This is a genomic window from Sphingomonas pollutisoli (assembly GCF_029167165.1).
Taxonomy (GTDB): Bacteria; Pseudomonadota; Alphaproteobacteria; order Sphingomonadales; family Sphingomonadaceae; genus Sphingomonas; species Sphingomonas pollutisoli.
Window position 1 is genome coordinate 207672 of the sequence record NZ_JARFNJ010000005.1, and the last position, 26507, is coordinate 234178.

Below are 26507 nucleotides of genomic sequence, written 5' to 3' on the forward strand. Positions count from 1 at the left end.
CGCATGGAAGACGCGGATATCGACACCGACCGGATCGATGAAGCGGTCCTGGCGCTGATGTTTCTCACGCTGCACAGCGAGGACCGATTGTTCGGCACGGCGAGAGCCTGGAAATCCTTCGACTGGGACGCGCTGGATCGCCTGCATGCGCAGGATCTGATCCTCGACCCGGTGGGCAAGGCAAAATCTGTCGTGCTGACACCCGAAGGCCGCCGCCGCAGCGAGGAACTTTTCAACCGGATGTTTGCCAAGGGCGGCTGATGTTTCAGATGTCAGCGCCCAGCGTTCGCAACCAATCCTCAAAGCGCTTTGGGCCAATCTCGATCGTGTCGAGTACGCTCGACATGCGCTTGACGACGGTCTCCCTCGTGGTCCCCATCTTCGCGGCGATCTGATCCAGGGTCAGTTTGTCGGCAGAGAAGAGAAGGACAGTTTCCCGCAGCGGTTCGGGCAAGGTTTCGATCAGCACGATGGCAACCGCAACGTCATCGTCCATCCGTCGCTTCCACATGACTGGTATGTCGATGCCCATGGCGCGCAAATGATCAGCGCAATAGTGGCGATGCCGTTCGCGCAACGCCCGCTCTGCGGGGCTGATCTGGGCGGCGCGCCAGCGCCTCGGCCTGTCACCATCGAGCATGGCGACGATCATCGCCAACGCCTCCGACAAACAGGCCATGACGGCCGTCATCTCGATGGACAGGCGGCGGGCTATTTCTTCAAAAGCGAGATCGTCGTTCTGATGCATCCTTAGTATCACGCGGGAAAGCACCGGCAGGCGCTTAACGGCATCAAGATAGGCCGCACGCATTTCCGCCGTGGGGTCGGAGGTGGCGTCAGGCGAACTGCACATGATCCGCCTCCTGCGAAATCTCATTCAGCGCATCCAGCCGTTCGACGCAGACCGACTGCACCAGCTTGTAGAGAGCGGCGGTGCAATCCATTGCCCATGCCACCTCTTCAGGCGCGATCCGGTATGTGCGCCCGTAGCGGACCTCGACATAGGCGCGCCGGATACAGCCGAAGACACGCCGCTCGAACGGCGTTTCCTGCGGCCATGCGAGGACAAGACGGCTGTCGAGATATTCGGCGACCTCGCGCAGTTCGTCGAGGGCGTGCGTGCGTAGCCCATTGAGAGTCAGCGACCAGGCGACGCATTGATAGAGATGCTCGTTGGCCTGATGCAGCAACAGGGCCGCCATCGGCGCATTGCCGCGCTGTTCGAAGAAGGCAGCGCCTATGAGAAAATCACCGGCCCGTTCGTACCAGCGTGTGAACTCGGTATGCCCGCGCTCTCGCCGCCGTGCGGCAGGCAGCCTTCGCGGCGCTTCGAGGCGCGCACTGCTGGCCTGATAGAGCGCTATACCGTCGCTCGCGATCGTGACGAACCACGGGACGCCATGAACGAGGGCGTGGTTCACATGGCTGAGCGTGTGAACGCACAGCCGGACCGGGTGAAGTATCTCGCCCACTTCCCATGCGCGCCGCAGGCGGTCGCGGATCGGGGCCCAATCATCCCGGCGCGCAGCAATCCGGTTATGGTTGACGATGACCAGAAGCCGGATGGGCGCAGGCGTGAGTATGGGGCTCGCCCCCAGATCCCGGGCCGCGTGCGCGCCGTAGAGGATAAGCTTGTCGATGCGGGCCGTCCTGTAGCGCTGTGCCCGCTTTTGGGCGCACAGGTCATCGAAGCCCTCGAACAACAGGGCAGTGACCCGGCGCAGTTCCTCGCGCATGGAACCGGAGAGATGGTCGAGGTCGGTATGCAGCATCATGCTTCCTCCCCCGGCAGACCGGCGTAGCCGGTGATGGTCCCCACATCGGCAACGAGCGTTGCCGCCGTTTCGACGATTTCGGCGGGAGGGAGTGCAACGAGAACCGCTTGTGCCTGATCCGGCTCTCTGCCGCCGTGATGATAGTCCGATAACGGCGTAATCAGCCGTTCGAGTTCTGCGCTGGGCGGACCAAGCCCATTTGCACGAGCATGTTTCAGCGCGGCTTCCAGATCGAGCCCGATATGCCTTCGGTTCCAGTCATCGCCGTAGCCTGCATGGAGCAGCAGGGCTTTGAGCGCGAACTCCGTGGCATAGGCGGCCTCCTGCACGACCTTCGAGGCACGGTCGCGCGCATGGGCCTCGACCATCATGCCGACATGATCCACGGCGCGGCGGTAGAGGGTGACGGCAAGCAGGAGGTCGAAGTCGCCGGGGCGGTGGTAGAGATCGAGATTGTGGCGGGGATGGTTGCCAAGGTGGGAACGCAGGGATCGTGGCCGCACCTCGTCGCCAATCTCGGCCAGAAGCGTGCCGAACGCCTCGGCAAGGATCATCCTCGCCTCGGCCTCGCTTGTACGCAGGGGGCGGGATATCCGGCCAAGGTCGAGGCCATAAGCACGGTAGCGCTGGAAGGCGATCCGTTGCGGCTCGTCCAGAATTGTCAGAGCCGCCGTAATGCGGTCGTGGGCCGCTAGGCCTTCAGCATTTCGCGGCGGGTCCATCGTCCGATCGAACAGGACGATGCCGCCCTCATAGCGCTCCGCCAGCCATGGATTGGTCAGGGCAAAGCGCTCGGCCTCATCGACGGTGAAGACGGATAGCTCGACCTCCACGGCCCGCACGAGTTGGGACTTGAGGACGGCCTGGGCGCGGCCCCAATAGCGCTCCTTTCCCTTGTAGGCCTCATGGTCGACGAAGGCCCAGATTTCCAACAGGAGTGGATCGCGGCCCCATGTAATCCTTGCTGATGCATCGGCATTCTTGCCCACCAACATCAAGCCTTCGAGCGTGCCGCGCCGGGGTGCGCGGTCGCGCCGATCGATGAAATAGGCGCGAAGCACGCGCACCGCGCGCTCGATCGCCAATCTGGGATAGCGATCGAGGTGCAACACGCGGGCGACAACGCGGTCTCGCATCTCATTGTGATCGGGCAACTCGCGATCATACTTCGCGTCAGCGGCAAGCGTCGGCGCACCTCTGTCATGGTTCTCGTCCATGGGAACCTCCGGTCCGCATCCAGGCGGATGAGGCGGAAGGAACGGGGCGGATGCGGTATACGGTCCCGAAACTCCCGCGCACTGGGCACGGGAGTCACCGGGGCTGCGAACATGATCCGAAGACATGCGCCGCCGTTTTTAGCCCGAAGGCCTGGACATATACGACGGCACCCCGAAAACGATCTGTTTTCGAGGAAGTCTATTTCGGATCAGGATTCGCAGTCCCGGCGCTGCCCTGTGCGCAACGCATGGGCAGCCTATCAGAAAATGACCACGAAACAAAGAGTCGGCTGAAGCGATGGGCTTTGGTTCGGTTTCAAAGAGAGCCGATCGTCAATGCCACTTGGCGCACTATTCGCGCCAGCGAATGGACGCCTATCCGTCAAAAACGCTGGCCTTTAGCGCAACCAGGTAGTTCAATTTCTTCGAATCGCAGTGGGAGGCCCATTTGATCCTGTTTGCCACTTTATTAGCCGTCAGTGTCGCTATACCGATTCAAGCAGAAGGGTTGGATGGAAACTGGGCCTCGGATTGCACTCCAATCGGCAAGGGCGGCCGACATGGGATCATCACCCGGATCGCCATCAAGGACGGGGCGATAGAAGCCAGTGCTCGATTATATGCCAAGAATGACTGTCAAACACCCACGCTGGACGTGGACTATCATGGCATAGACCTCCAAACGAACAAGAACGAGGACGGCATCCTGTTTCATCATACGGTGGCATCGATCACGCTGACGCCACTGTCCGAGGCAGTCGTAGCCCAGTATAATCTGGTCGATGGGGAGGTGCATGGCTGCGGATTGAAGGGGTGGGCGCTCAATGTCCCAAAATCGGTCGCGGGGCGGACATGCGATCCGTTCTACTTCGCGCAGGAGCGAACAACGCTGTATGATAAAGCCTGGATCGCTGACGGCGCGGTTCAGTTTGCAAGTCTGCCTATGATTTGGACCAACACCGACGCGGGTCGGCGCACAAGTAAGCCGCTTCCCATCCGTTACAGCCGGACAGCTTCGAAATGACCGTTGCGAGAGGCTTTCTATGGCCCCAGTAGTTGGACAGCAGTGAAATATTCCGTTCATCGCAAAACCGCTCCTCCGGCATTTTGGCGGTGGAGCGGTTTTTCAGATCTGCGTTCGTCAGGCTCGTCCTTGGTGGCTCTTCCCGCCGAGCGGTAGAAACCCCGGAGGCGATACCGCCTTCGGGGTCATGCAAGGTCAAGCGGCTTGCGCCATCGGCTGATCCACGGTTTCTGCGGTATCAAGCAACGAGGCAATCTCACTCCACTGCTGGACGCTGCCAACGCCACCCCGCTCAGTATAGGTGGACGGCAGGAAGGTCATCCAGCGCGGCACCCAGCCATCAACCTTCGCCCGCCCGTTGGTCCCGGCAACGCAGTCGCGCACGATCTGCCGCTGGACCTTGGCGCTTTCTCCGGCATTTGCGGTTGCGACCGTGTTACCGGCGACATCCGCGACGATCTTGCCCATAATCTCCTTGTCGCGGATGCTGTCGAGCAAGGCGTCGTCGGCCTGCCAGACCGCCGCCATATCTACCTTGAGCAGCACGCCCAGCAATTCGACCATCGCGCTTCCCGCCGTCAGCGTCTCGCCCATGACGACAGTGAGGACCGACATGACGGCCTCATCGGATAGCCCCAACAGGCGGTTGAACAGCCCCGGCAAGCCATGATCGCCTGCATAGCCGCCCGTGACGGTGGGCGTCTCGGGATCGAAGCCGAGCAGGTCCAGAACGGCGCGCAGCTTGGCATCAAAGATGGCTTCCGATGCGCTAGCCTCCACGCTCTCCGCGATGGCATCGGTATTGGCTCGCTGCTTCTCGACATCCACCCGCCACAGGGGCGAACCGACAATGGCATGGGCCAGCATCAGGCGAAGGGCCATGGCAGGCTGCGAAATCAGGGAAGCGCGCACGGCGGCATGCCGGTGAAGATCGATATAGTTCTGGATAGGAGCGCTGACCTCAGGGCGCACGGGCTTGGATAGGTTGTTTTCTCCTGCCTCGCGCTTACGGGCTTCCTTCCCGGCGATGTAGCCCTCATGGAAGGTCACTTCGCCGCGATGGCTGATCGCCACATAGACCCGACCGCCTTTCTGCTTCTGGCAGCGCTCATGCTCCCATGTGTGGAAATATTCGCCGCGCCCCATCACGACAACCTCCGGCCAACCTGCCTCCCGGAAAGCTTCCGCGCGTTCCTCGGTCGCCGCCATTTGCGCCGTCCAGAAATCGGCGGCACAGGCGAAATAGCTGTCCTCGCCGAACAGGTCGGAGACGACCTCGCCGGAATAGCTCGCAACATCGAACAGCGCGACCTTGGTGGAAATGGCCGCACCGCCCATGAGCCACGCCTTGAGGTTCTGGCCCAAGGGGGCTTGGTCGCTCTCGCTGTCAAGCAATGCCAGCCATTCACGCTGCTGCGCCTTCGTGGCAAGGGTCAGGTGCCGCACGGTGACGGCATCGATACGATCAGCCCGATAGAGATTGCGGATGCGCGGCATCAGATTGCCCAGCGCAAGGGTCCGCTTCACCTGTAGCGCAGTCAACCCGAAGGTCAGAGCGATGTCGTCCACGCTGCGCCCCTCCCGAACAAGCCGGGTGAAGGTTTCGTGGCGGGTCATTTCATCGGGGTCCAACCTTGCGATATTCTCGATCAGCGAGGCTTCCAGCGCCGCCGCGTCGTCACCTGCTTCCATCACCGCACAGGGCAGCGGATCGACGGCCCCGCTCTCCTGCACGATGGCCAATGCGGCATGATAGCGCCGCTTGCCTGCTACGATCTCGTAGCTGTCACCATCCTTCTCCCGCACGATCAACGGCACGAGGATACCCCGTGCGCGCACCGAAGGCAGGATGTTGGTCAGATCAGGAGCCTTCTTTCCCCCGCGCATGTTGGCAGGCGAAACCGAGAGACGGGCAATGTCGATATGCTTGAGTTCCATGTCCTTTACTCCTCTTCGCATCATCCCGGCCCCGGAATGCGGGGTGGGCGGCAAGAGCGCACCGGCAGGCGCGGCGGCAGAGGCGGGTTGCACCCCCGGGGTCCCCATTGCGCTTGCGCAATGGGGTGGCTTGTAGGGCTGGAACGAAGAGAAAGACCCGGCGCAGCCGGGTTGCGGCCCGCCGCGACGCGCCTAAAGGGTAGCGACGCCCACACCGCTTGCCGGAGCCGGTTTTACGCCATCGCGCGCATGCACGATGTACGCATGGAAGCGGCGCAGCCACTTCCCCCGCGTCATGCGATCGTCACGCCGTGAGGCGCCGAGACACAAGCGCAGCGTGGCTCGGTGGAGTGAAGCGGAATAGAGCGCGGCCCGCGCCATGGCGTGGGGACGCCCGACTTCCTTCCTGACATCCAGATTGGATAATATTTTCGCGTGTCGTCCTGAGCGCTGGCGGGAAGGGAGGTACTGGCGTAATCTGTAAAAAGGCAGTGCGAACGAACAAGCCATTAACGAGTTTTTAATAATGATGCCGGAATTTCTTAAGGCGTCTTGATTTCTGTCTCCACCGTCAAGACGTACTTCGATCGGCCCCGGCGTCTCCCCCCGGCTATGACGCCGGGGTCAATCGACCACCCCATATTGCCACCTATGATGGCGCCTCTAGCCAGGCGGGGGACCTGTATTTTCGCGTCTTACCGGAGGAGGAGGACCGTCCATGCTTCAAATGCCGTTCAGCAAGGAGCGGATGGGCGCAGAAACAGCAACGCGCATCGCCTCTCGGTTCTTGCACTGATGATGCCGCTGGCTTCCAGCTTGCCGACCACGACGCTGACTGGTTCGTTCAGGGGAGGCACCCCTTTCCCTGAAAACACGATGCCGTGAGCGGTCACTTTGTGAATGGTGATCGGGTTTACAACCGGACCACAATGAAGCTCAGCTGCCATTGCACCGGGCTTTGCTTCAAATGCTGATATGATGGACGCGGCGTCCACAAATTTTCCTTTTGCGAGATAGCCTCAATTGAGAAGTGGCTCGCTGAATCTCCGCTGTATGACCGTGGTTAACAAGGGTGAGCGGCCGCATGCGCAAGGCCGATTGGCAGAGGTTCTTTCGGACCGTTCGTCCATAATGGAAAGGAGACGGGACCTTCAATTGATTTGCGCGCTCCATGTGGGTCAACAAGGGCTTTCCGACATGTTCACCGAGATATTTGGTGCCTTTATCGGCTCGAAGATCGACCAGCAGGATGGCGACAGCGGTCTGAAAGGCGCTGTGCTGGGCTATGTCACGCCCCGGGTGGTGGGAGCCGTGGTGAAAGTCGGCGCATTCGCTGTAATCGGATATGGGGCGGTCAAAGGTGTCCAAATATTGCGCCGATACAATGGGGACGGGTCGCGGCCGGGGCTGAAGAAAGGCATATGATGCCTGCCTGACCCGCATATATGCGGGTCAGGCATTGCGTTATCCGCCTCCCGACGCAGCGGCCGGTTTAAGCGGGATACGTGTTGCCGCCGTTCCGCTCTCGACACCAGCTTGTAGCACGGATATCGTCCTCCTGCTCCCGCCCCATGGCATTTTCGCGGCGATCGTGGCGGGAGTACTCCTTCTGTAGTGTTACGCAGTGATTTACCTGCGAGTATGGTTGTGCCTGCTATCCTAACAAGGCCTGCTCATGTCTTGAGGCGGGCCTTTTTTCACGCGATCTTATGTGAGAACCAACATGGGCTGTCAGGTAACCGCCTTCAGTCCCTGGATGATCGGCAGTAACCGCAGGGCTGACCACTTCGAGGCTGCACGCCGCGCTCCCAATCCCACACAAGATTGCGCGACAGATTGAGAGATGCGGCAAGCACCATTGCATTTCGATTGAGGATTTAACCAGTCTTTTCGTCTTAACTTATGGATTTTTCGTCCATCGCAAGCCTAGGAACAAAGCGCGTCCCCTGATCTGCTCCGAAGTGGAATTTTTCATGTCGATGACGCCTCGCTCAAGCTACTTCGCTTCATGGCTTCGAAGCCCGTTGTATGACTTCTTGATTCCTGATTACTCCTGTTGTGCATTCACCGTCATGCATCTGTTCGATGAGGTGCAAGACATCAGAAGCCCCACCAAATCCATATTTCCCAAGGCTATTGTCGCTTTTTCCCTGGACGCTGTGTTTTCCGCGCGAGCCGTCTGCAAAGCCGTGCAAAGCAGCCTGCAGAGGCAAAAATTTCAGTCACTCAAACAGTTCATCCTGCATACCTATATTTCTTCGAACGACCGACAAATTTGTCGTCGCGCCGATTTTGTGCGGGGTGGCCGGGCGGTAACATGATCGAGGACGCCATCCCTGGTCAGTTATCGATGCGCAATAAGGCGCGCGAGCGTGCCCGATGGCTGGCCGATCATATCCTGCCCCACGAAATCTGGCTGCGCGGTCGATTGCGTGTTGGGACCATGGCGGGATGCGATATCGACGATGTGATTCAGGAAAGCTATGCGCGCCTCATCATGCTCGATAGCGTTACACATATTCTCGAACCGCGGCGTTATCTGCTCCAGATAGCGCGCAACGTCCTGCTTCAGTACATCCGTCATTCGAAAGTAGTACCTATTGAACTTGTTGGCGATCTGGAGATTTTGCATCAGGCAGCCGACGAGCCCTTGCCAGACCGCCAAGCCGAAGGGAGGCAGGAATGGCAAATGTTTCAGGATGCCATAGCCTCGCTTCCACCCCGGTGTCAGCAGGTTTATCGTCTGCGCAAGATTGACGGCCTGTCCCAGCGCGAAGTTGCCCAGAGGCTGAAGATGAGCGAAAGCAATGTCGAGAAGCATCTTGGCCGGGGTGTCGAGCGGCTGATGGCAATGTTCGGTCGGAGCAGGCAAGGTTCCCGTCCCGATCGCGCGAAGCGTGAGGATGAGGATAGGGAACGGCATGTCCGAACCCGGAAATAATATGGAGATCGACCGGATCGCGGCCGACTGGGCCGCACGGGAGGATTTGCGCCCGCTGCATCAGGATGAGGAGCAGGAGCTTGAAACCTGGCTGCAGCAGGATGCGCGCCATCTGGGCGCCTATGGCCGTGCCAAGGCGATATTGCTGCGGACCCAGGCCGTGCAGGCGGACCGGCCGATGGCGCTTGATCCTTCACTTCCCCTTGCTGCGCAGGAAGCGCCTTTGCCGGCCGTGCCCGACGATTATGCAGCCGCCTCGGCCCGGATGGCGCGGCGGCGCCTGTTGCTCAGCGGGCTGGCGGCGTCCGTCGTGGCGGTCGCGGGCGGATCGGTCTGGCTTCGCGGTCGGGGCGGGCTGGAAGCGGGCCAGCTTTACCGGACCGCCCATGGCGAGATCAGGACCATTCCGCTGGAGGATGGTTCGGTCCTGACGCTCAACACCGCCAGCGCGGTGCGGGTGGCGTTCCGGCCGGAGGCACGCGATGTCGAACTGATCGAGGGAGAGGCCTTTTTCAAGGTCGCCAAGGATCGTGCGCGCCCCTTTACCGTGCGCAATGCCGACCGGGCCGTCCGCGCCGTCGGCACCGCCTTTTCCGTGCGCGCCTTTGACGATGCGGTACAGGTGCTGGTGCAGGAAGGGCGCATCCGTTTCGGTCCATCCCGCCCGGACGCGGGGGCGCAGGCGCTCTATGCGGACGCCAATATGGAAATTGTCGACCGTCTTGGGCAGGGCAAGCCGTTGGTGCGCACAATGTCGCCGTCAGACCTCGCCCAGTCCCTGGCCTGGCTGGACGCGACCCTGTCGTTCAATGAAACCAGCCTGCAACAGGCGGCGCTGGAATTCCGCCGCTACAGCAGCACGCCGATATTGCTGGCACCCGGCATCGACCATATGTCGATCACCGGTCGCTTTTCTTCGAACGACCCGGTCGGCTTCGCCGAAGCTGTCGCCCAGGTGCTGGATCTGAAGGTCGAGCGCACCGCGCAGGGCATCAAGCTCAGCCCGCACGAGGGGCGATGAGATTTTTTTGACCGGCATGTGTGGATCGGGCATTCGGCCCGCATCTTCCCCCTTGCCCTCCCGAAAGAATGGCGGGCGATCGAAGGGGGACTTATCATGACGTCGAGAGCGCGATCCTATCTCTTTGCCGGTGCGGCCATTGGCCTGTTCTTCAGCCAGCCGGCGCTGGCCCAGCAACGCAGCTTCAGCGTGCAGCCGCAGCGCCTGTCGAGCGCCATTGCCGAACTGGCGCGGCAGGCCAATGTCAGCATCGTGGCACCGCCCACCGGTGCCCTGCGCTTTTCCGACTCCCTTCAGGGCACGATGGATGTGCCTCAGGCGCTTGCCCGCCTTTTGAAGGGCACCGGCCTTGTCTGGACTGTGGGCGCCAATGGCGTCTACCTCGTCAAGCATGAGGATGTCCGGCCGCGTCCCGCCAGCTTCACCTTCGTCGGCACCACTGCCGCCGCCGCCGCCCCTGCGGCCACCTCTGCCCGGCTCGCGCCGCTGGAGGCGGACGAACCAATTATCGTCACCGGCACGCGCGATCCCAATCAGAAGGCGAGCGCCAGCACCAGCCCGATTACGGTGATCAGCGGCGACAAGCTGGCCGCCACGGGTCAGGCGGATCTGCGCGACGCGCTGGTCCAGCTCTCGCCCTCGATCACCCGCTCCAGCGTCACGTCGGGCAACGCCAATATGGTGGACAAGATCAGCCTGCGCGCGCTGACCTCCAATCACACGCTGATCTTGGTCAATGGCAAGCGTCGCCACACCACATCCGTCATCACTGACGCGACGGGGCCGGAAGACGGCACGGCGCCGGTCGACATCGGCCTCATCCCCACTTCGGCCATCGACCATGTCGAAGTGCTGCTGGACGGCGCGGCGGCCATCTACGGGTCGGACGCGATTGCCGGCGTCATCAACATCATCCTCAAGAATAACGATAGCGGCCTGACGCTCACGACCAACAACGGCCTTTATTATGAGGGCGACGGTTTCACCTCCGCCTCCACCGTCAATTGGGGTACGAAGCTGGGGGAGGATGGCTTCCTTAGCCTGAGCGGCGAATATCGGCATCAGGATCACACCAACCGCGGCGGGCCGGACACGCGCGTGGGGGAGAAGGTGAACCGCTACTTCGGCAATTCGGAACAGGACCGGATCGCCCTGTCCTATAATGCGGGCTATAATCTGTCGGACAGCGTCCAATTCTATTCCTTCGCGACCTATGCCTATCGCAAGGCCGGGTCGTTCCAGAATTATCGCGTACCCACCCTGCTGCCACAGGTCTTCCCCAACGGCTTCAGCCCGCTCAGCCAGGTGACGGAACATGATTTCAGCATCACAGGCGGCCTCAAGGGCAAGCTGTCGGGCTGGGACTGGGATCTCAACGCCACCTATGGCGAAGATCATACCGACTATAATCTGTACGACAGCGTGAACGTCTATCTCTACAATGACACCGGCAGCACGCCGACCCAGTTCAACGTCATGTCCTACGCTAATTCGCAGCTCACGCTGGAAGGCAGTCTGCGCCGCTATATCGACCTGCCGGGCCTGGCCGAACCGCTCAACTTCGCGATCGGCGGTCAATATCGCCGCGATACCTATGATGTGAACCCGGGCGAGCCGGCTTCCTATTATGGCGCGGGGACGCAGGGGCAGTCCGGTCTTCAGCCCAGCAGCTATGTGCGCGCCTCGCGCGACATCAAGGCCGCCTATATCGACCTGTCGGCCAAGCTGGTACCCGGCCTGCAACTGGCACTCGCGGGCCGTTACGAGGATTATAGCGATGCGGGCGATACGCTGACCGGGAAGGCGTCGGTCCGCTATGATTTCAGCCCGGCGGTCGCGGTGCGCGGTACCATCAGCAATGGGTTCCGCGCGCCCAACATGCAGGAACAATATTATACCAGCCTGGGCACCACGCCCAACGGGGCACAGGGCGTTCTGGCGGTCAACTCCATCGCGGCCCGCCTGCTGGGCGCGCAGCAGCTCAAGCCTGAAAAATCGACCAACTATTCGCTCGGCATGGTCTTCCGCCCGGTCGACCGGATGACGATCAGCATCGACGGTTATCAGATCTCGATCAAGGATCGCATCGTGAAGGGCGGCGCCTATAACGGGCAGGCGGCGATCGATGCGCTCGCCGCGCAGGGGATCACCGTGGACTCCAGCGTGCTGCCCTCGGCGGTGTCGGCCCAATATTTCTCCAACGGCGCCGACACCCGCACCCGCGGCCTGGACATCGTCGCCAACTACCGCACCCTGTTCGACGGCTTCACCGTCGACTGGGATGCGTCGGCCAATTTCAACAAGACGAAGATACAGCGCGTCGGCATCGACCTTAACGGGCGGTCGCTCCTGACCCGGCAGGGTCAGGCCTTCCTGTCTACCTATTTCCCCCGCAACAAATTCATCTTCGGCGGCCATCTGGAGGCCGGGAAATGGGATTTCGATCTGCATGAAATCCGCTGGGGTAAGGTCAACACGCTGCGTCAATATGTGACGGGGGCCGATGCCTATTCCACCACCGTCTTCTACGAGATGTACAATGCGCCCAAATGGCAGACCAATGTCGAACTGGGCTACAAGCTGATGGAATCGTCCAAGATCGCCGTCGGCGCCAGCAACCTGTTCGATGCGCGGCCCAGCGTCGTGCCGCTCAACACCCGGTTTGCGGGTGTCGCCCTCAACGATACCGGGATGCAGCAACTGGGCATCAATGGCGGCTATTATTACATGTCGCTCAAGCTGGGTTTCTGATCGGATGACGATGGATCAGGGGGGGCATGGCGCCCATGGTGACGCCGGCCTGGGAATGAACAGCGACATTCCCCGTTACGATATTGTCGATGGCAAGGCGTCCGTGATCAGGCGGCCGCTGCCTTTGGCTGGCATGGATGCCGGGGCCGACGACCCCGGCTATCCCCCCGCCCTGACGGGTATGCGCGGCAGCGGCGTGCCGCGCGCCTATCTCAATGGCCACGCCCTGCGCGAAGGCTGGCTGATGGACGCGCTTCCAAAGGCAGCGGTCGATCCGCAACATTATGATCTCGTCGTCGTCGGCGGCGGGATCAGCGGACTGGCCGCCGCCTATTTTTTCCAGAAGCGCTGGGGCAAGGACAAGAAAGTCCTGATCCTCGACAATCATGATGATTTCGGCGGCCATGCCAAGCGTAACGAATTCACCATCGGCGGCGACACGCGGCTGTCCAACGCGGGCAGCTTCAACATCTACGAACCGGGCACCGATGCCGAACGCGAACTGTTCGCCGACATCGGCGTGGATGTCGGCGCATTGGCCCGCGACAATGTCGATACCGGCTTTTATTTCCGTCAGGGCATGGGCCAGTCGGTCTTTTTCGACCGCGAGAATTTCGGGGCCGATACGCTGCTGAAGGATCCTGCGCCCTGGACCGATTTCGTCTTTCTCTACAGCCCCAATGTCCCGCCCGATGCGGATGCGCGCTGGGTGGCCTTCATGCGCGACGCGCCGCTGCCTGAAGCGGTCCGTCAGGACTTATTTCGGCTCTATCATGACCGGGTCGATTATCTGCCTGGCGTGACGGTGGAACAGAAGGTCGAAAAGCTGACCTATATGAGTTACGCCGATTTCGTGACGCAGGTCGCCAAATGCGATCCGATGGTCGTCACCTATCTGCGCGACCGCGTGTTTGGCAGCGGCCGTGGCCTCGACGCGACGACTGCGCTGGCAGGCTATATGCGCAATCTGCCCGGGCTTGACGGCATGAACCTGCCGCCGCGCCGCGAACGCGCCGCGCGCTATCATTTTCCCGAAGGCAATGCGACCATCGCCCGCCTGCTGGTGCGCAAGCTGGTGCCACAGGCGCTGCCGGGTAACAGCGTCGCGGATTCGATGACGCAGCGGGTCGATTACAGCAAGCTCGACCGCCCCTCCAACACGGCGCGCATCCGCCTCAATTCCACGGTCGTCAATGTCCGCAACGTGACCCGCGCCGGTCAGGACGGGGGGCAGGACGGGGTCGACATCGTCTACATGACTGACGATCAGGTGCATCGGGTGACGGCCGATCGCTGCGTGTTGGCCTGCTGGTTCCACGTCATTCCCTATCTCTGCCCGGACATGCCGTTGGAACAGCGTGAAGCGCTGCACTACAACGTCCATGTGCCCAATCTCTGGGTCAATGTCTGGCTGCGCAACTGGGAAGCGTTCAAGCGCGCCGGGGCCTGCCTCATCAACGCACCGATGGGCTATTATGCCTCGCTCGCGCTCGAATTCCCGGTGTCGGTGGGCGATCACAAACATTCGCAAAGCCCAGACCAGCCCACCAAGTTGTCGATGCTGCGCGGCTATGGTTCGCCCGGCCTGCATATCAAGGACCAGTTCCGGCTGGGCCGGATCGAAATGTATGAAACGACATTCGAAACCTATGAGCGCGAAGCGCGCAAGCAGTTGCAGGCGACGCTTGGCCCCTATGGCTTTGATGCCGCGCGCGACATTGCGGGCATAACCGTCAACCGCTGGGGCCATGGTTATTCTTACTGGTATTCCCCGCTCTACGACGATTTCCTGAAACAGGGGGGCGAGCCGCCCCATCTGCGCGCGCGCAAGCGCTTCGGGCGGATTACCGTGGCCAATACGGATGCCGGTGGCACCGACACCACTGCGCTGGCCATCAGCATGGCCTCGCGCGCGGTCGATGAATTGCGGGACGAGTGAGCGCTATGCAGGGCAAGGATATTTCGCGCGCATTGCTGGGGCGTCGGGCCTTCATGGCCCAGGCGCTGGTCGCATCGGCCGTGCCGCTGGTGGCGATGGGCGCCACCCGGCGCGGCCGGAACCTGCTGTTCCCCAGGGAGCCGATCCGCTTCGCCATCGAGAAGACCAATCTCGACCTGGGCGGCGGCGTGATCATCCCCACCACCACTTATGGCGGTACCGTGCCGGGCCCCCTGCTGCGGATGAAGGCGGGGGAAGAGGCGCGCATTCAGGTGCACAACCGCTCCGGCGCGGACGAACTGGTCCACTGGCACGGCCTGCATGTGTCGAGCGAGATGGACGGCGCGGAAGAGGAAGGCAGCCCCATCCTCAAGGCCGGGGCGTCGGGCGAATATGCCTTCGTACCCCGCCCGGCGGGCACCCATTGGTACCACAGCCATATGATGGCCCATACCGACCTCAACCGGGGTGGCTATTCAGGCCAGTCGGGCTTCCTGTTCGTGGATGATGGCACCGATCCGGGTTTCCATGATCAGGAACATTTCATGGCGATCCATCACTGGCAGGGTCGCTTCCACCAGATGGGCCGGCCGATCGGCAATGTCATGGTCGATTATGCCCATGCGACCTTCAACGGCAGGCTGGGCAGCGCGGCGGACCCCATCAAGGTCAAGCAGGGGCAGCGGGTGCTGTTCCGCTTCCTCAATGCCAGCGCCACGCAAAATGTCCGCATCGTCCTGCCGGGCCATCAGTTCCGGGTCATCGCGATGGACGGTACGCCGGTGCCCAATCCCGCCCCCGTCCGCGTGCTCGAACTGGGCGTGGCGGAACGGGTGGATGCCATCGTCGACATGAACAATCCGGGCATCTGGCAAATGGGGTCGACCGATCCGGCCGAACGGGCGGCGGGCCTGACCCGGGTGGTGGAATATGCCAATATGTGCGGTGCGCCCGTCTGGCGCGAGCCGCCGGGCTTCGACTGGAGCTACCGCCGCTTTACCGATCCGGCGGCCCGGCCTCCCGCACCGGTGGACGGGATTTTTTCGCTGGTCTTCGCTAAAGAATTTACCTCGCCTGCCAGCATGGGCGGCCTCGACCTGTGGCGCATCAATGGCAAGAGCTTTCCCGACACCCCGGTGATCAAGGTGCGCGAGGGGCGCCGCTACCGCTTCCGCCTGATGAACGCCACGCGCGAAGCCCATCCCTTCCACTTCCACCGCCACAGTTTCGAAGTCACCGCCATTTCGGGCGTACCGGTTAGCGGACTTGTGAAAGATACCGTCATACTACCGGTGTACGGATCCCTAGAGATGGACTGGACTGCCAGCAACCCAGGATTGTCTCTGTTTCACTGCCACCAGCAAGTCCATATGGATGCGGGGCTTATGCAGATGGTCGAGTATCTGTGACAGCGCGCATCAAGCGCTATCCAGGTCGAGAACCACCCTGACTTTAATTTCGCCCTTATGCATACGGATGGGGAAAATCGTCGGGCGGCAGCCCATTGAGCGATACTGTCCCACCGCGCCGCGCCTTATCCGTTGCCCGCTGGAAGGCTTTCGGCGAGACAGCGGTAACGAGCGCCCCTTGCGTACGTATCGACGGCAGGATGCTGTTGGGGGCCGGAATCTTCTTTCCCCCGCTCATGTTGGCGATGAGAAGATTTGCGGGGTGATCCTTATATCGACACCCAGCAGGCCTTTGGGACAGGTGTTGGATGAGCAGTTGAAAGCTAATCCGGCAAATTCACCTATTTTAGATGAAGCCGAAAGAATAATTTCCGAACTCGAAGCAGGGCATCGCGTCGACAAGGCCAGCATAAGTCCCGTCCTGCTTCCATTGTTTCACCCGGCGGTTCAGGGATTTCTCATCAGTCAGTTTGCCATCGACCCGGCAAAGCTTGCTGCAAAATGCTCGAAGCCGGTTCTGATCCTTCAGGGCGAGCGTGACATTCAGGTCGGTCGCAGGGATGCGCAATTGTTGAGAGGCGCGCAGCCCAAGGTCAAACTGATCCTGTTACCCGCCACCAATCATGTATTGAAAGAGATAGCCTCCGATGATCGGAGAGCCAATATTGCGACTTACTCAGACCCCGGCTTGCCGTTGGCTCCCGGTGTAGTGTCCGCTATAGCGGACTTCATCAAAGCACCCCCTCGTTAAGACAAGCCTGCCAACGTAAAAGTCATGCATTGATCCGAGACCGGACGAAGGCCGCGCGCTCCGACACGGATGCAAGAGGCAAGTGGACGAGTTGGTATCCCAACGACGTGTACGTATCAACCATGGCGTCGAAAGTGGCCTTCGCTTCCATTTCGCTCTGCATCCGCTCGGCATCCTGCCTGTAAATCGCAGGCCAGTGCGGCGCGATGAAGACCTGCTCGGCGTAGCGAAGGACTTCTACCGCGTGCATTACCGTGAGGGGAACGTCCAGACCGTTGAGTTGGAGGTACCCCACGATATCGGGAAGACCCCGGTCGAAGATGACAGGCCCTTCGCACAAAGCTGCTGCTTTGTAGGCGTGCAATTCCCAGTCCAGCATCATACTGGCGAACGCAGCGCGATCCGCCCAAGGGAGAGCCGTGCCCCCGTTTGCGACCTGCTCCTGAATGATCGCACGCCCCCCTTCGGGCATACAGCATAGCCCCTGCATCGCGAGCAGTCCTACCAGGCTGGTTTTGCCGGAACCCGGTCCGCCGGTGATGATATGGAAACGCGCGGACATGCGTTGCACCTCCAAGCCGCTCGCAGGCTTAACGGTCGTTGATTTGATGGCACCCGAACCTGCGCGATACCCGCGCCGCCGCATTCGGCATGGCATCACAGCCTCTTGCGTGAAGGACGTGATTCGCGCAATCTTCTTCCTTGGCGGGCAGGCCATCGGGGAAAGGACCGATGGATATGCCGAATACATCATAGCTCAAATGGTCTGACGCGGATCGGCGAGCGTAAAAAGCGTGGCAATCAGGCAACAATGCCTGAGAAAAACGCATGCGGAAATGAAGCGGGCAAGTTCCCGCCAAGTCCCGCTATGGCCGCCGATGTCCCTCTACGTCCCTCCATAGCCCTACAATTGGCATCCGGCCTACAGCAAGGTCGGGGGCGCGCATCTTGTCTTGCGCGGAAACTGCGCCATTCTGGGCTTTAGGGGGCATCGCCAACGCATGATTTGAAAGCCTCCCCTATGTCGAATGCAGAACGTATTATCCGTCTCGATACCGTCCGCGCCCGCACCGGCCTTTCCCGGTCGACCATCTACCGCAAGATGGCGGACGGAACCTTCCCTGCCCAACTCAAGATCAGCGTTCATGGCGCGGGCTGGCACGAGTCCGCCATAAATCGCTGGATCGCTGATCCCGCTGGCTACAGGGCCAACAACGACAACCCGCCATCGCAGGGAAAGGCGGGCCATGGAAAGGGATGACGATACCGCGCCCCCTGATCGCCTGCGTGTCGCCAACGACAATGAGCCTGACATCCGACCACCCGCTCTGGACGTGGAGGCGGCGCTGACGCGCATAGCGGAGGCCATTGGGCGCCACATCGCGCGAGAGCATGTCCGCGCCCGAAAAGCAGCCAATGACAATGAGCCGGAGACAAGCAAATAATGGATTCATTGACATCGATTGACAATGATGGTATATAAGCCATCATGAAGGCGGAACCGTTGCTCAATGAGCGGCACCAGCTTGATGCAGTCTCCTTCGTGGAACTGCGGATATGGCGGGTGCCGAAGTCGGTGAAGGGGTCGACGCACGATCTCAAATACGCCCTTGCCTATGTCGTCGATAGCGTTTGCGTGCTGCGCTACGACAATGAGGCAGGCAAGGGTGATCACCGGCACATCGGCGGGGTGGAAACGGCCTATGCCTTCACGACGCCCGCCGCGCTGCTGGCGGACTTCTGGAAGGATGTGGATCAATGGAAACCGACATGAACACCGTGACGCTCTCGGTCGCCTGCCGTGAAGAGGTGACGCGCCGTGCGCTCGCCGCGTTCGAGGGCAAGGCCCAGGGCGCGCATCACAGCTTTGCCAGCCCCGATCTGCTGTGGCAGACGTTCACGCGCAAGCGCTGGGACCTTATTCAGGCCATGACCGGCCAGGGCGTCATGTCGATCCGCGAGGCGGCGCGCCGTGTCGGTCGCGACATGAAGGCGGTGCATGGCGACGTGCAGGCGCTCCTTGCGGCAGGCGTGATCCGGAAAGAAGGGCGCGGCATCGTGTTTCCCTTCGATGCCGTCCATGTGGATTTCATGCTGACCAAGGCCGCCTGACGGCGCGAAACGGGAGATATGTCATGATGCGTATTGCCCTCTATGCCCGTTACTCCTCCGATCAGCAAAGCGCGGCCTCGATTGAGGATCAGCTTCGCGTGTGCCGCGAGCGCGCGACACGCGAGGGCTGGCATGTCGTTGGCGTCTATGAGGATGCCGCGATCTCAGGGGCCAGCATGATCCTGCGTCCCGGCATCCAGTCGCTGGTGCAGGATGCTCAGGCGGGCAAGTTCGATATCGTGCTGGCCGAAGCTCTGGACCGGGCGTCGCGCGATCAGGCGGACGTGGCGACGCTCTTCAAGCATCTCCAGTTCGCGCGCGTTCCCTTGGTGACGCTCGCCGAAGGCGAGATTTCGGAACTGCATGTCGGTCTCAAGGGCACGATGAACGCGCTGTTCCTGAAAGACCTTGCCAAGAAGACCCATCGCGGGCAGCGCGGGCGGGTCGAGAAGGGCTTTTCGGCGGGGCCGGTCGGCTACGGCTATCGGGCCGTTCGCCGCCTATCCAGTGAGGGCGAACTGGTGCGCGGCGAATGTCGGATCGAGCCGTCAAAGTCGCCCATTGTGGAACGCATCTTCCGCGAGTTCGCGGCTGGCAAGAGTCCGCGCGCTATCGCGCGCGATCTTAATGCCGATGGCATTCCGGGGCCATCAGGCCGTCCGTGGAGCGACACCACCATACGCGGCAAGCGCAGCCTCGGGATCGGCATCCTCAACAATGAACTCTATGTCGGCGTGCGCGTGTGGAACCATAAGCAGGCCGTCAAGGACCCGCGCACCGGCCGAACCGTGCGCCGTCCCAATCCTGAGGCCGAATGGGTTCGAGCCGAAGCGCCCCAACTACGCATCGTCAGCGATGATATGTGGCAGGCGGTAAAGAATCGACAGGACGTGCTTGGTGAGCAATACAAGCCGATGATCGACGGCGTCCACGCGGCGCAGGCAAGCCGAATGCATCAGGCCCGCCGTCCGGTTACTCTGCTGTCTGGTCTGGTCGAGTGCGGTGTATGCGGCGGCAAGGTCGGTCTGGCGGTCAATAGGCGCTTTGGCTGTATCAATCATCATCGCCGCCATACTTGCGACAACAACCGAACCATCCGCCGCGAGAAGCTGGAAGAGCGGGCGCTTGCGGGCCTGCGCGAACGGCTGGTGTCGCCGGACAAGGTGCAGGCAGCAGTCGCCTCCTATGCCGAGCATATCAACCGCGAGAACCGCGAGGCGCGCGCGCAGATCGAAGCCGATGCCCGCGCGCTGGACAAGATCGAGCGCGCCATTGCGGGGATCATGACCGCGATCGAGGACGGCCTGTATCAGCCGACGATGAAGGCCCGCATGGCGGAACTGGAACGGCAGAGGGTCGAAATCGCCGCGCGCATGGCACAGGCCCCGCAGGCAATTCCTGATGTGCATCCCGGCATCGCCGAAATCTACAAACGTGAAGTGGACCGGTTCTGCCAAGCGCTCGAAGACCCGGAAACCCGTCTCGATGCCTTCGACGCCATCCGTTCACTCATTCATCGAATCGTCCTGCATCCAGGCGAGAAGCGCGGCGAAATCCATGCCACGCTACATGGTGCCCTCATGGGCATCCTCGATTTTGCACAGGAAACCTCTCGACCCGCTACCGTTGTTACGACAAAGGTGGCCCAGGGTTCGCTGGGGTGACGGAGTGGACCCGTTCCGGGAAGGATCACGCCAGCGCCAGCAGCGCGTCGCGCTTCGCGATCAGATCCGCGAACGCCACGCCGCTTCGCCGCCCGGCCACCGAGGCCATCGCGCGATCGAGCCGCGCGCGGGACACATCCGAGATCTCGCCCAGCCGCGCCGCGATCTCGACCATCTCGTCCATCCGCCCCCAGCAATCGAGCACCACGTCGCAGCCCGCCGCGATCGCCCCCGCCGCTTTCTCGCCAGCGGTCCCCGACAGCGCCTTCATGTCGATATCGTCGGTCATCAACAGCCCGTCGAACCCGATCCGGCCGCGAATGATCTCCTCGACCACCACCGGCGAGAGCGTCGCCGGGCGCGCGGCATCCCAGGCATCGAACACGATATGCGTCGTCATCCCCATCGCCGCGCCCGCGAGCCGGCGGAACGGCTCCAGATCGACCTCCAGTTCAGCATCGCCCGCCGTGACGCGCGGCAGTTCGAGATGGCTGTCGACCAGCGCGCGGCCATGCCCCGGCATATGCTTGACCACGCCCACCACCCCGGCGCGCGCCAGCCCGTCGAGGATCGCGCGCCCCAGCGCCGCCACCCGCATCGGCTCATGCCCGAGCGCGCGGCTGGCGATGATCTCGGCGGTATCGCCCTGCGCGACATCGAGCAGCGGCCAGCAATCGACCGTCACGCCGACCTCGGCCAGCATCGCCCCGGTCGCCTCCGCATGCGCGCGCGCCGCCTCGATCGCCGAGATCGGCGCGACATCGTAGAGCGCGTCGAACGCCGGCCCGGCGGGAAACGCGGGCCACTCGGGCGGCCGCATCCGCGCGACCGGCCCGCCCTCCTGGTCGATCAGGATCGGCAGATCGCCCCGCCCGGTCAGCGTGCGCAGATCGTCGGTCAGCGCCCGCACCTGCGCGCGGGTCTCGATGTTGCGGCGGAACAGGATGAAGCCGACCGGCTGGCTCTCGGCGAAGAACCGGCGTTCGTCGGCGGTAACGGTAAGGCCGGACAGGCCGAAGATGACGGGCTTCATGCGAAGCGCATATCAGCGGCGCGTGCTCAGTGCCACCACCCCAACCGTTCGTGCCGAGCGTAGTCGAGGCACCCGTGCGTAACCGCCCGCCCCGTTCGTGCTGAGCGAAGTCGAAGCAGGTGCCGGAGGCGGAGCGTATGTGGCACGTGCTTCGACTACGCTCAGCACGAACGGACTGACGGTTTCAGCCGCGCATATCAGCGGCGCGTACTAAGTGCCACTACCCACCGCTCGTGCCGAGCGTAGTCGAGGCACCCGCGCGTAACCGCCCGCACCCGTTCGTGCTGAGCATAGTCGAAGCACGCGCACACACACTTCGCCTCGGGCACGTGCTTCGACTATGCTCAGCACGAACGGCGTGGCGGTTTCAGCCGCGCCGGCCGTTCAATCCCGCGCCACGAAGCACGCCTCGCCCGCGACCTTGAGCTTGCCGCACAATTCGCTTGCCTGGCTCGCGCTGCCCGCGTTGACGCGCAGCCGATAGGTGGTGGCGCCGTTGACCTCGGCGACCTGCACCGATTTGCCGAGCGGCGCGAGATACGGAATCCGCCCCGACAACTTCGTCCACGCCGCGTTCGCGGCCGCCTCGGACGGGAAGGCGCCGAGTTGGACGAGCGCGCCGCCGGCGGTGCCGTGCGCGACCGGCGGGGTCGCCGTCTTCGCCACGAGCTTGCCGTGCGAGGGCGGCAGCGCCACCACCGCCTTGCTCGCGCCAGCGCTTTCCTTGGGCGAAGGCGCCGCCTTTTTGCCGACGATCGGCGCTTCGGGCAGCGCCCTGACGTTGATCGAGGCGTTGCCGGTGCCCGCGCCGTTGCTCGTCGCGATCGCGCTGTCGCCTTCGCCCTCGACCTTGAGCCCGCCCGGCTCGTCGGGCTTGACCTTGTAATCGCCTTCCTGCGCGGCGATCAGCGCGCCGTTGCCACCGGCATCGCGCGCGCCGCGCAGCAGTTGATAGCCCAGGATCGCCGCCGCGATCACCGCGAGCAGCGCCGCCACCACCAGCACGATATGCAGCGCCGATGGGCCTCTGTTGTCATAGTCCTCGGCGGTTTCGAGCCACGGCAGCCGGTCCCCGTCGTCCGCATCGATCTTGCCGAAGGCCATCAGTTCATCTCCTCGACAGCGACGACCCCCATGATGCCGAGGCCGTTGCGAATGATCTGCCCGATCGCGTCGGCCAGGAAAAGCCGCGCGCAGGTGATCGCGGGATTATCCGCGATCAGGAAGCGCCGGTCCACCCGGTCGTTGCCGACGTTCCATTGCGCATGTAGAGACGCGGCCAAGTCATAGAGATAGAAGGCAATTCTGTGCGGCTCGCGCGCCGTCGCGGCGGTCTCGACGATGCGCGGGAACTGCGCGGCGAGCTTCACCAGCGCGAGGTCTTCCGTGTCAAGCTGGGACAGGTCGACGCCGTCGCACACGATATTCGCCTCCGCCGCGCGCCGGTGCAGCGAGGCGATGCGCGCGTGCGCGTACTGGACGTAGAACACCGGATTGTCCTTCGACGCCTCGACGACCTTGGCGAAGTCGAAATCCATCTGCGCGTCGGCCTTGCGCGTCAGCATCGTGAAGCGCACCACATCCTTGCCGACCTCGCGCACGACGTCGGCGAGCGTCACGAAATTGCCCGAGCGCTTGGACATCTTGACCGGCTCGCCCGCGCGCAGCAGCCGCACCATCTGGACGAGCTTGACGTCGAAGCGGGTCTTGCCCCCGGTCAGCGCCTGCACGGCGGCGGTGATGCGCTTGACCGTGCCGGCATGGTCCGCGCCCCAGATGTCGATCAGCGCGTCGGCCGACTGCGCCTTCTGGTAATGATAGGCGAGATCGGCGCCGAAATAGGTCCACTGCCCGTTCGACTTCTTGATCGGCCGGTCCTGATCGTCGCCGAACTGGGTCGAGCGGAACAGCGGCAGCACCACCGGCTCCCAATCTTCCGGCTCCTGCCCCTTGGGCGCTTCGAGCACGCCGTCATAGATCAGCCCGCGCGCGCGCAGTTCGGCCTCGGCCGCCTCGGGCTTGCCTTCCGCCTGCAACTCGGCCTCCGACGAGAACAGATCGTGGTGGATGCCGAGCAACGCGAGATCTGCGCGGATCATCTCCAGCATCGCCGCCACCGCCGCCTTGCGGAACAGGACGAGCCAGTCCGCTTCCGGCGCGCCCACGAAGCGGTCGCCAAATTCGGCGGCGAGCGCCTGCCCGACCGGCACCAGATACTCGCCCGGATACAGCCCCTCGGGGATCGTGCCGATATCCTCACCCAGCGCCTCGCGGTAGCGCAGATGCACCGACCGCGCGAGCGTATCGACCTGCCCGCCGGCATCGTTGACGTAATATTCGCGGATCACCTTATGCCCGGCGAATTCCAGCAGCGCGGCGAGCGCATCGCCCACCACCGCGCCCCGGCAATGCCCCATGTGCATCGGCCCCGTCGGATTGGCGGAGACATATTCGACGTTGACCGTAATGCCCCGCCCGATCGTCGCGCGCCCGTAATCGGCGCCGGCATCGCGGATCGCCGACAGTTCGGCGCGCCAGCTATCGTCGCTGAGCTTCATGTTGATGAAGCCCGGCCCCGCGATCGACACGTCCTCGACCTCGTCGAGCCTGCGCAATTCCGCCGCGATCTTCTCGGCGAGCGCACGCGGGTTGGTTCCGGCCGGCTTGGCGAGCACCATCGCCGCGTTGGTGGCGAGATCGCCGTGGCTCGCATCGCGCGGCGGCTCGACCGTCACGGGCGCGCGGTTCAGCCCGGCGGGCAGATCCCCGGCGGCAACCAGCGTATCGAGCGCCGCGTCGAGATGCGCGGCAAAACGGGCGTAAAGGGTCATCTGAATTCCGGTCGTATCAAGCGAGCGCGCGCCTTAGCGGAACAGCGGGCGCGGTTCAAACGGCGCGCCATCCGGTGGCGCAGGCGATTCAAGCAGCCAACTGTATCGCGTTTTCCCGCGAACGCGGGAATCCAGAGCCAAGCAAACTACGCTTTCGGTTCCTGCTGCTTTGGACTCCCGCGTTCGCGGGAGAACAAGAAGCGTCTTAAAATTCCGCAACCGCCAGCATCACTTAATCTCGTCGATCCACCCCGGAAGCTCGGTCAGCGCCGCCAGCCGCCGGAAGCGCGGATGCTGCTCGGGCGTATCCCCCGCCTCATGCTGCCACGCATCCGGCTGCGGAATGTACGCCGCCCACGCCCCCGCCCCGAGCGCAGGCAGCACGTCCGATCGCATCGAATCGCCCGCCATCACCGCGCATTCGGGCGCAACCCCGAAGCGGTCGAACAGCCGCTCGAACGTGGCGACCGATTTGTCGCTGACGATCTCGATCGCGCTGAACAGCTCGCCCACCCCCGATGCCGCGATCTTGGTTTCCTGATGGAGCAGGTCGCCCTTCGTCACCAGCACCAGCCGCCCGCGATCGGCGAGCGCGGTCAGCGTCTCGGCGGTGCCGGGCAGCAGCTCGACCGGATGCGCGAGCAGATCGCGCCCGACCGCGAGGATATCCGCCACCGCGCGCCCCGCCGCAGCATCGCCGAGCAGATCGACCGCCGTCTCGATCATCGACAAGGTGAAGCTCTTTGCGCCATAGCCATACTGCGCGAGGTTGACCGCCTCGACCGCGTGCAGCCGCTCGCACGCGACCCCCGCCTCGACGAACGGCGCGAGGATCGCCGCGAACGCCGCCTCCGCGCCGTTGAAGTGGCGCATATTGTGCCACAAGGTGTCGTCGGCATCGAGGCAGATGAGATCGATCGTCATACCCGCTTCGCTAAAGCCCGCCCGTCGCTCACGCCAGCCCGGTCACCGCCTTGCCGCCGCGCGCGCCCGGAAACAGCGCCGCCATCGCCCGCCCGCCCGGCAGCCCGAAGTGCGCCGCCGTCGCGCCGGCAATGAAGCCGTCCAGCGCCATCGTCGCGCGCAAGTCGCGGTTCTCGTACAACGCGCCCTGCCCCAGCCCCGGCCAATCGGCGATCACGCGCCCGCCCTTCACCGCGCCACCGAGCAGCATCGCGCACGCGCCAGTCCCGTGATCGGTGCCGCCGGTGCCGTTGACCGCGACGGTGCGACCGAACTCGGTCGCGACCAGCACCATTGTGTCGGCCCACACCGGCCCGAGCCCGGTCTGGAGCGCGCCGATCATCGCGTCCAGCCCCTTCAACTGCGCCGCGAGCCGCCCGCGCTGGTTGGCGTGGGTATCCCAGCCGCCGGTCTCGATCATCGCGATCCGCGCGCCATCGGCGGGGGCGAGCAGCTTGGCGGCGAGCGCGCCGGTCGCGGCGGCGGTCTTGCCGTTGTCGGCGGCGAGATCGCCGGTAAGGTTGCGCGTCGCCAGCGCCTCGCTCCACAGCCCGTGCAACTGGCTGTCGCCCGCATAGAGCATCGACACGCGCTGCAGCAGATCGTCCGACGCCTGCGGCAACGCCGAGGGTGCATAAGACGCCACCTCATGCGGCCCGCGCAGCGCCATCGGCACCGCCGTCGCGATCGCGATCGCCTTCGCTTCGCCGGGCGAGAGCAGCCCGAGCATCCGGTTGAGCCAGCCGTCCCGGAGTTGATACGCGCTCGCCCCGCCCGTCTCGAGCACGTTCTGCCCGTCGAAATGCGACCGGTCGCGATAGGGCGAGGCGACCGCATGCGCGAACAGCGCCTGTTTCTGCCCGTACAGCGCGTTCACCCCCACCAGCGCCGGGTGCAGCGCGAAGGTCGCGTCGAGCTTGGGCGCGGTCGCGAAATCCTGCGCGAAGGCCCCCCGCGCGCCCGCGAACGCCGGATCACCGACCGGCGCGACGATATGCAGCCCGTCCGCCGCGCCGCGCTGGATGATGAAGATGAAGCGGCGGTCGGTCGCCGCCTTGGCGAACGCCATGCGCGGTGCGAACGCGGCGGCGAGGCCGAGCGCGCTGGTACCGATGAAGCTGCGACGGTCGAGCATGTC

The 26507-nt window shown here is 63.1% G+C and carries 25 protein-coding genes and 1 pseudogene; 14 read left to right on the forward strand and 12 right to left on the reverse strand.

What is annotated here, in order from left to right; translation table 11 throughout:
- Positions 1-3 precede the first annotated feature (3 nt).
- Complete coding sequence (locus tag PX554_RS12790) at positions 4-261, forward strand: DUF6429 family protein (protein ID WP_275502284.1); 258 nt, start codon at positions 4-6, stop codon at positions 259-261.
- Positions 262-265: 4 nt separating this feature from the next.
- Here the strand turns inward: PX554_RS12790 and PX554_RS12795 are convergent, their stop codons facing one another.
- Genes PX554_RS12795 through PX554_RS12805 form a run of 3 tightly spaced genes read right to left on the reverse strand, consistent with a single transcriptional unit; the run spans position 266 to position 2992 of the window.
- Entirely contained in the window at positions 266-853 is a 588-nt protein-coding gene (locus tag PX554_RS12795; protein WP_275502286.1) for an RNA polymerase sigma factor, read from the reverse strand.
- Positions 837-1775 (reverse strand): HEPN domain-containing protein, encoded by a 939-nt coding sequence (locus tag PX554_RS12800; protein WP_275502287.1) that lies wholly within the window; start codon positions 1773-1775, stop codon positions 837-839. Before PX554_RS12800 ends, PX554_RS12795 begins: the two co-directional genes overlap by 17 nt.
- On the reverse strand, positions 1772-2992 hold the full coding sequence (locus PX554_RS12805; RefSeq protein WP_275502289.1) for a M14 family metallopeptidase: 1221 nt from the start codon (positions 2990-2992) through the stop codon (positions 1772-1774). Before PX554_RS12805 ends, PX554_RS12800 begins: the two co-directional genes overlap by 4 nt.
- A gap of 448 nt (positions 2993-3440) precedes the next feature.
- Here PX554_RS12805 and PX554_RS12810 point away from each other — a divergent pair, with 448 nt between their 5' ends.
- The gene (locus tag PX554_RS12810; RefSeq protein WP_275502292.1) at positions 3441-4016 is read left to right on the forward strand and encodes a hypothetical protein; all 576 of its coding nucleotides are present in this window, start codon (positions 3441-3443) and stop codon (positions 4014-4016) included.
- 195 nt (positions 4017-4211) lie between these two features.
- On the opposite strand, the gene PX554_RS12815 is transcribed toward PX554_RS12810, so the two are convergent.
- Positions 4212-5954 carry a ParB/RepB/Spo0J family partition protein gene (locus tag PX554_RS12815; RefSeq protein ID WP_275502294.1) on the reverse strand — a complete coding sequence of 581 codons (1743 nt, stop codon included), beginning with the start codon at positions 5952-5954 and terminating at the stop codon, positions 4212-4214.
- A gap of 734 nt (positions 5955-6688) precedes the next feature.
- Positions 6689-6949: a hypothetical protein gene (locus tag PX554_RS12820; RefSeq protein WP_275502295.1), complete on the reverse strand. Its 261-nt coding sequence runs from the start codon at positions 6947-6949 to the stop codon at positions 6689-6691.
- Positions 6950-7151: 202 nt separating this feature from the next.
- On the opposite strand from PX554_RS12820, the gene PX554_RS12825 reads away from it, so the two are divergent.
- The 7 genes from PX554_RS12825 (at position 7152) to PX554_RS12855 (ending at position 16015) form a co-directional block, all read left to right on the forward strand.
- Complete coding sequence (locus tag PX554_RS12825; protein WP_275502296.1) at positions 7152-7379, forward strand: hypothetical protein; 228 nt, start codon at positions 7152-7154, stop codon at positions 7377-7379.
- Between the two features lie 548 nt (positions 7380-7927).
- On the forward strand, positions 7928-8275 hold the full coding sequence (locus tag PX554_RS12830; RefSeq protein WP_275502297.1) for a hypothetical protein: 348 nt from the start codon (positions 7928-7930) through the stop codon (positions 8273-8275).
- Between the two features lie 176 nt (positions 8276-8451).
- The gene (locus PX554_RS26670; protein ID WP_420833450.1) at positions 8452-8895 is read left to right on the forward strand and encodes an RNA polymerase sigma factor; all 444 of its coding nucleotides are present in this window, start codon (positions 8452-8454) and stop codon (positions 8893-8895) included.
- A 1-nt stretch (position 8896) separates the two neighbouring features.
- The gene (locus PX554_RS12840; protein WP_275502299.1) at positions 8897-9916 is read left to right on the forward strand and encodes a FecR family protein; all 1020 of its coding nucleotides are present in this window, start codon (positions 8897-8899) and stop codon (positions 9914-9916) included.
- 96 nt (positions 9917-10012) lie between these two features.
- Entirely contained in the window at positions 10013-12667 is a 2655-nt protein-coding gene (locus tag PX554_RS12845; RefSeq protein WP_275502301.1) for a TonB-dependent receptor, read from the forward strand.
- Positions 12585-14606: an NAD(P)/FAD-dependent oxidoreductase gene (locus PX554_RS12850; RefSeq protein WP_275502667.1), complete on the forward strand. Its 2022-nt coding sequence runs from the start codon at positions 12585-12587 to the stop codon at positions 14604-14606. The genes PX554_RS12845 and PX554_RS12850 overlap by 83 nt, the downstream gene beginning before the upstream one ends.
- Before the next feature lie 5 nt (positions 14607-14611).
- Positions 14612-16015 (forward strand): multicopper oxidase family protein, encoded by a 1404-nt coding sequence (locus PX554_RS12855; RefSeq protein WP_275502302.1) that lies wholly within the window; start codon positions 14612-14614, stop codon positions 16013-16015.
- A gap of 70 nt (positions 16016-16085) precedes the next feature.
- On the opposite strand, the pseudogene PX554_RS12860 reads toward PX554_RS12855, so the two are convergent.
- Positions 16086-16193 (reverse strand): annotated as a pseudogene (locus tag PX554_RS12860) (zinc-dependent alcohol dehydrogenase); the annotation flags it as partial.
- Between PX554_RS12860 and PX554_RS12865 the strand changes: the two are divergent.
- On the forward strand, positions 16194-16766 hold the full coding sequence (locus tag PX554_RS12865; protein ID WP_275502694.1) for an alpha/beta fold hydrolase: 573 nt from the start codon (positions 16194-16196) through the stop codon (positions 16764-16766). It begins immediately after the preceding pseudogene.
- Between the two features lie 22 nt (positions 16767-16788).
- On the opposite strand, the gene PX554_RS12870 is transcribed toward PX554_RS12865, so the two are convergent.
- Positions 16789-17328 (reverse strand): AAA family ATPase, encoded by a 540-nt coding sequence (locus PX554_RS12870; RefSeq protein WP_275502305.1) that lies wholly within the window; start codon positions 17326-17328, stop codon positions 16789-16791.
- Positions 17329-17787: 459 nt separating this feature from the next.
- Here PX554_RS12870 and PX554_RS12875 point away from each other — a divergent pair, with 459 nt between their 5' ends.
- The 4 genes from PX554_RS12875 to PX554_RS12890 all read left to right on the forward strand — a co-directional run bounded on the left by PX554_RS12875 (position 17788) and on the right by PX554_RS12890 (position 20542).
- Positions 17788-18027 carry a helix-turn-helix transcriptional regulator gene (locus PX554_RS12875; RefSeq protein WP_275502306.1) on the forward strand — a complete coding sequence of 80 codons (240 nt, stop codon included), beginning with the start codon at positions 17788-17790 and terminating at the stop codon, positions 18025-18027.
- Positions 18028-18255: 228 nt separating this feature from the next.
- Positions 18256-18540 (forward strand): toxin-antitoxin system TumE family protein, encoded by a 285-nt coding sequence (locus PX554_RS12880; protein ID WP_275502308.1) that lies wholly within the window; start codon positions 18256-18258, stop codon positions 18538-18540.
- Positions 18525-18878: an HVO_A0114 family putative DNA-binding protein gene (locus PX554_RS12885; RefSeq protein ID WP_275502309.1), complete on the forward strand. Its 354-nt coding sequence runs from the start codon at positions 18525-18527 to the stop codon at positions 18876-18878. Before PX554_RS12880 ends, PX554_RS12885 begins: the two co-directional genes overlap by 16 nt.
- Positions 18879-18901: 23 nt before the next feature.
- Positions 18902-20542, forward strand: coding sequence for a recombinase family protein (locus PX554_RS12890; RefSeq protein WP_275502310.1), 1641 nt, complete (start codon positions 18902-18904; stop codon positions 20540-20542).
- A 25-nt stretch (positions 20543-20567) separates the two neighbouring features.
- On the opposite strand, the gene PX554_RS12895 is transcribed toward PX554_RS12890, so the two are convergent.
- The 5 genes from PX554_RS12895 to PX554_RS12915 all read right to left on the reverse strand — a co-directional run bounded on the left by PX554_RS12895 (position 20568) and on the right by PX554_RS12915 (position 26504).
- Entirely contained in the window at positions 20568-21575 is a 1008-nt protein-coding gene (locus PX554_RS12895; protein WP_275502312.1) for a glycoside hydrolase family 3 N-terminal domain-containing protein, read from the reverse strand.
- Positions 21576-21959: 384 nt separating this feature from the next.
- A complete protein-coding gene (locus tag PX554_RS12900) occupies positions 21960-22679 on the reverse strand; it encodes an SPOR domain-containing protein (protein ID WP_093222249.1) in 720 nt (239 codons plus the stop codon).
- Positions 22679-24406, reverse strand: coding sequence for an arginine--tRNA ligase (argS, locus tag PX554_RS12905; RefSeq protein WP_275502313.1), 1728 nt, complete (start codon positions 24404-24406; stop codon positions 22679-22681). Before argS ends, PX554_RS12900 begins: the two co-directional genes overlap by 1 nt.
- Positions 24407-24634: 228 nt before the next feature.
- Complete coding sequence (locus PX554_RS12910; RefSeq protein WP_275502316.1) at positions 24635-25330, reverse strand: HAD family hydrolase; 696 nt, start codon at positions 25328-25330, stop codon at positions 24635-24637.
- A gap of 28 nt (positions 25331-25358) precedes the next feature.
- Entirely contained in the window at positions 25359-26504 is a 1146-nt protein-coding gene (locus tag PX554_RS12915) for a DUF1501 domain-containing protein (RefSeq protein WP_275502318.1), read from the reverse strand.
- Positions 26505-26507: the final 3 nt, after the last annotated feature.

What these genes read in the sequence shown, in the direction of transcription:
- PX554_RS12790 (WP_275502284.1), top strand. Translation starts at nt 4, where the DNA reads ATGGAAGACGCGGATATCGACACCGACCGGATCGATGAAGCGGTCCTG.
- PX554_RS12795 (WP_275502286.1), bottom strand. Translation starts at nt 853, where the DNA reads ATGTGCAGTTCGCCTGACGCCACCTCCGACCCCACGGCGGAAATGCGT.
- PX554_RS12800 (WP_275502287.1), bottom strand. Translation starts at nt 1,775, where the DNA reads ATGATGCTGCATACCGACCTCGACCATCTCTCCGGTTCCATGCGCGAG.
- PX554_RS12805 (WP_275502289.1), bottom strand. Translation starts at nt 2,992, where the DNA reads ATGGACGAGAACCATGACAGAGGTGCGCCGACGCTTGCCGCTGACGCG.
- PX554_RS12815 (WP_275502294.1), bottom strand. Translation starts at nt 5,954, where the DNA reads ATGGAACTCAAGCATATCGACATTGCCCGTCTCTCGGTTTCGCCTGCC.
- PX554_RS12825 (WP_275502296.1), top strand. Translation starts at nt 7,152, where the DNA reads ATGTTCACCGAGATATTTGGTGCCTTTATCGGCTCGAAGATCGACCAG.
- PX554_RS12830 (WP_275502297.1), top strand. Translation starts at nt 7,928, where the DNA reads ATGTCGATGACGCCTCGCTCAAGCTACTTCGCTTCATGGCTTCGAAGC.
- PX554_RS26670 (WP_420833450.1), top strand. Translation starts at nt 8,452, where the DNA reads ATGCTCGATAGCGTTACACATATTCTCGAACCGCGGCGTTATCTGCTC.
- PX554_RS12840 (WP_275502299.1), top strand. Translation starts at nt 8,897, where the DNA reads ATGGAGATCGACCGGATCGCGGCCGACTGGGCCGCACGGGAGGATTTG.
- PX554_RS12845 (WP_275502301.1), top strand. Translation starts at nt 10,013, where the DNA reads ATGACGTCGAGAGCGCGATCCTATCTCTTTGCCGGTGCGGCCATTGGC.
- PX554_RS12855 (WP_275502302.1), top strand. Translation starts at nt 14,612, where the DNA reads ATGCAGGGCAAGGATATTTCGCGCGCATTGCTGGGGCGTCGGGCCTTC.
- PX554_RS12870 (WP_275502305.1), bottom strand. Translation starts at nt 17,328, where the DNA reads ATGTCCGCGCGTTTCCATATCATCACCGGCGGACCGGGTTCCGGCAAA.
- PX554_RS12875 (WP_275502306.1), top strand. Translation starts at nt 17,788, where the DNA reads ATGTCGAATGCAGAACGTATTATCCGTCTCGATACCGTCCGCGCCCGC.
- PX554_RS12880 (WP_275502308.1), top strand. Translation starts at nt 18,256, where the DNA reads ATGAAGGCGGAACCGTTGCTCAATGAGCGGCACCAGCTTGATGCAGTC.
- PX554_RS12885 (WP_275502309.1), top strand. Translation starts at nt 18,525, where the DNA reads ATGGAAACCGACATGAACACCGTGACGCTCTCGGTCGCCTGCCGTGAA.
- PX554_RS12890 (WP_275502310.1), top strand. Translation starts at nt 18,902, where the DNA reads ATGATGCGTATTGCCCTCTATGCCCGTTACTCCTCCGATCAGCAAAGC.
- PX554_RS12895 (WP_275502312.1), bottom strand. Translation starts at nt 21,575, where the DNA reads ATGAAGCCCGTCATCTTCGGCCTGTCCGGCCTTACCGTTACCGCCGAC.
- PX554_RS12900 (WP_093222249.1), bottom strand. Translation starts at nt 22,679, where the DNA reads ATGGCCTTCGGCAAGATCGATGCGGACGACGGGGACCGGCTGCCGTGG.
- argS (WP_275502313.1), bottom strand. Translation starts at nt 24,406, where the DNA reads ATGACCCTTTACGCCCGTTTTGCCGCGCATCTCGACGCGGCGCTCGAT.
- PX554_RS12910 (WP_275502316.1), bottom strand. Translation starts at nt 25,330, where the DNA reads ATGACGATCGATCTCATCTGCCTCGATGCCGACGACACCTTGTGGCAC.
- PX554_RS12915 (WP_275502318.1), bottom strand. Translation starts at nt 26,504, where the DNA reads ATGCTCGACCGTCGCAGCTTCATCGGTACCAGCGCGCTCGGCCTCGCC.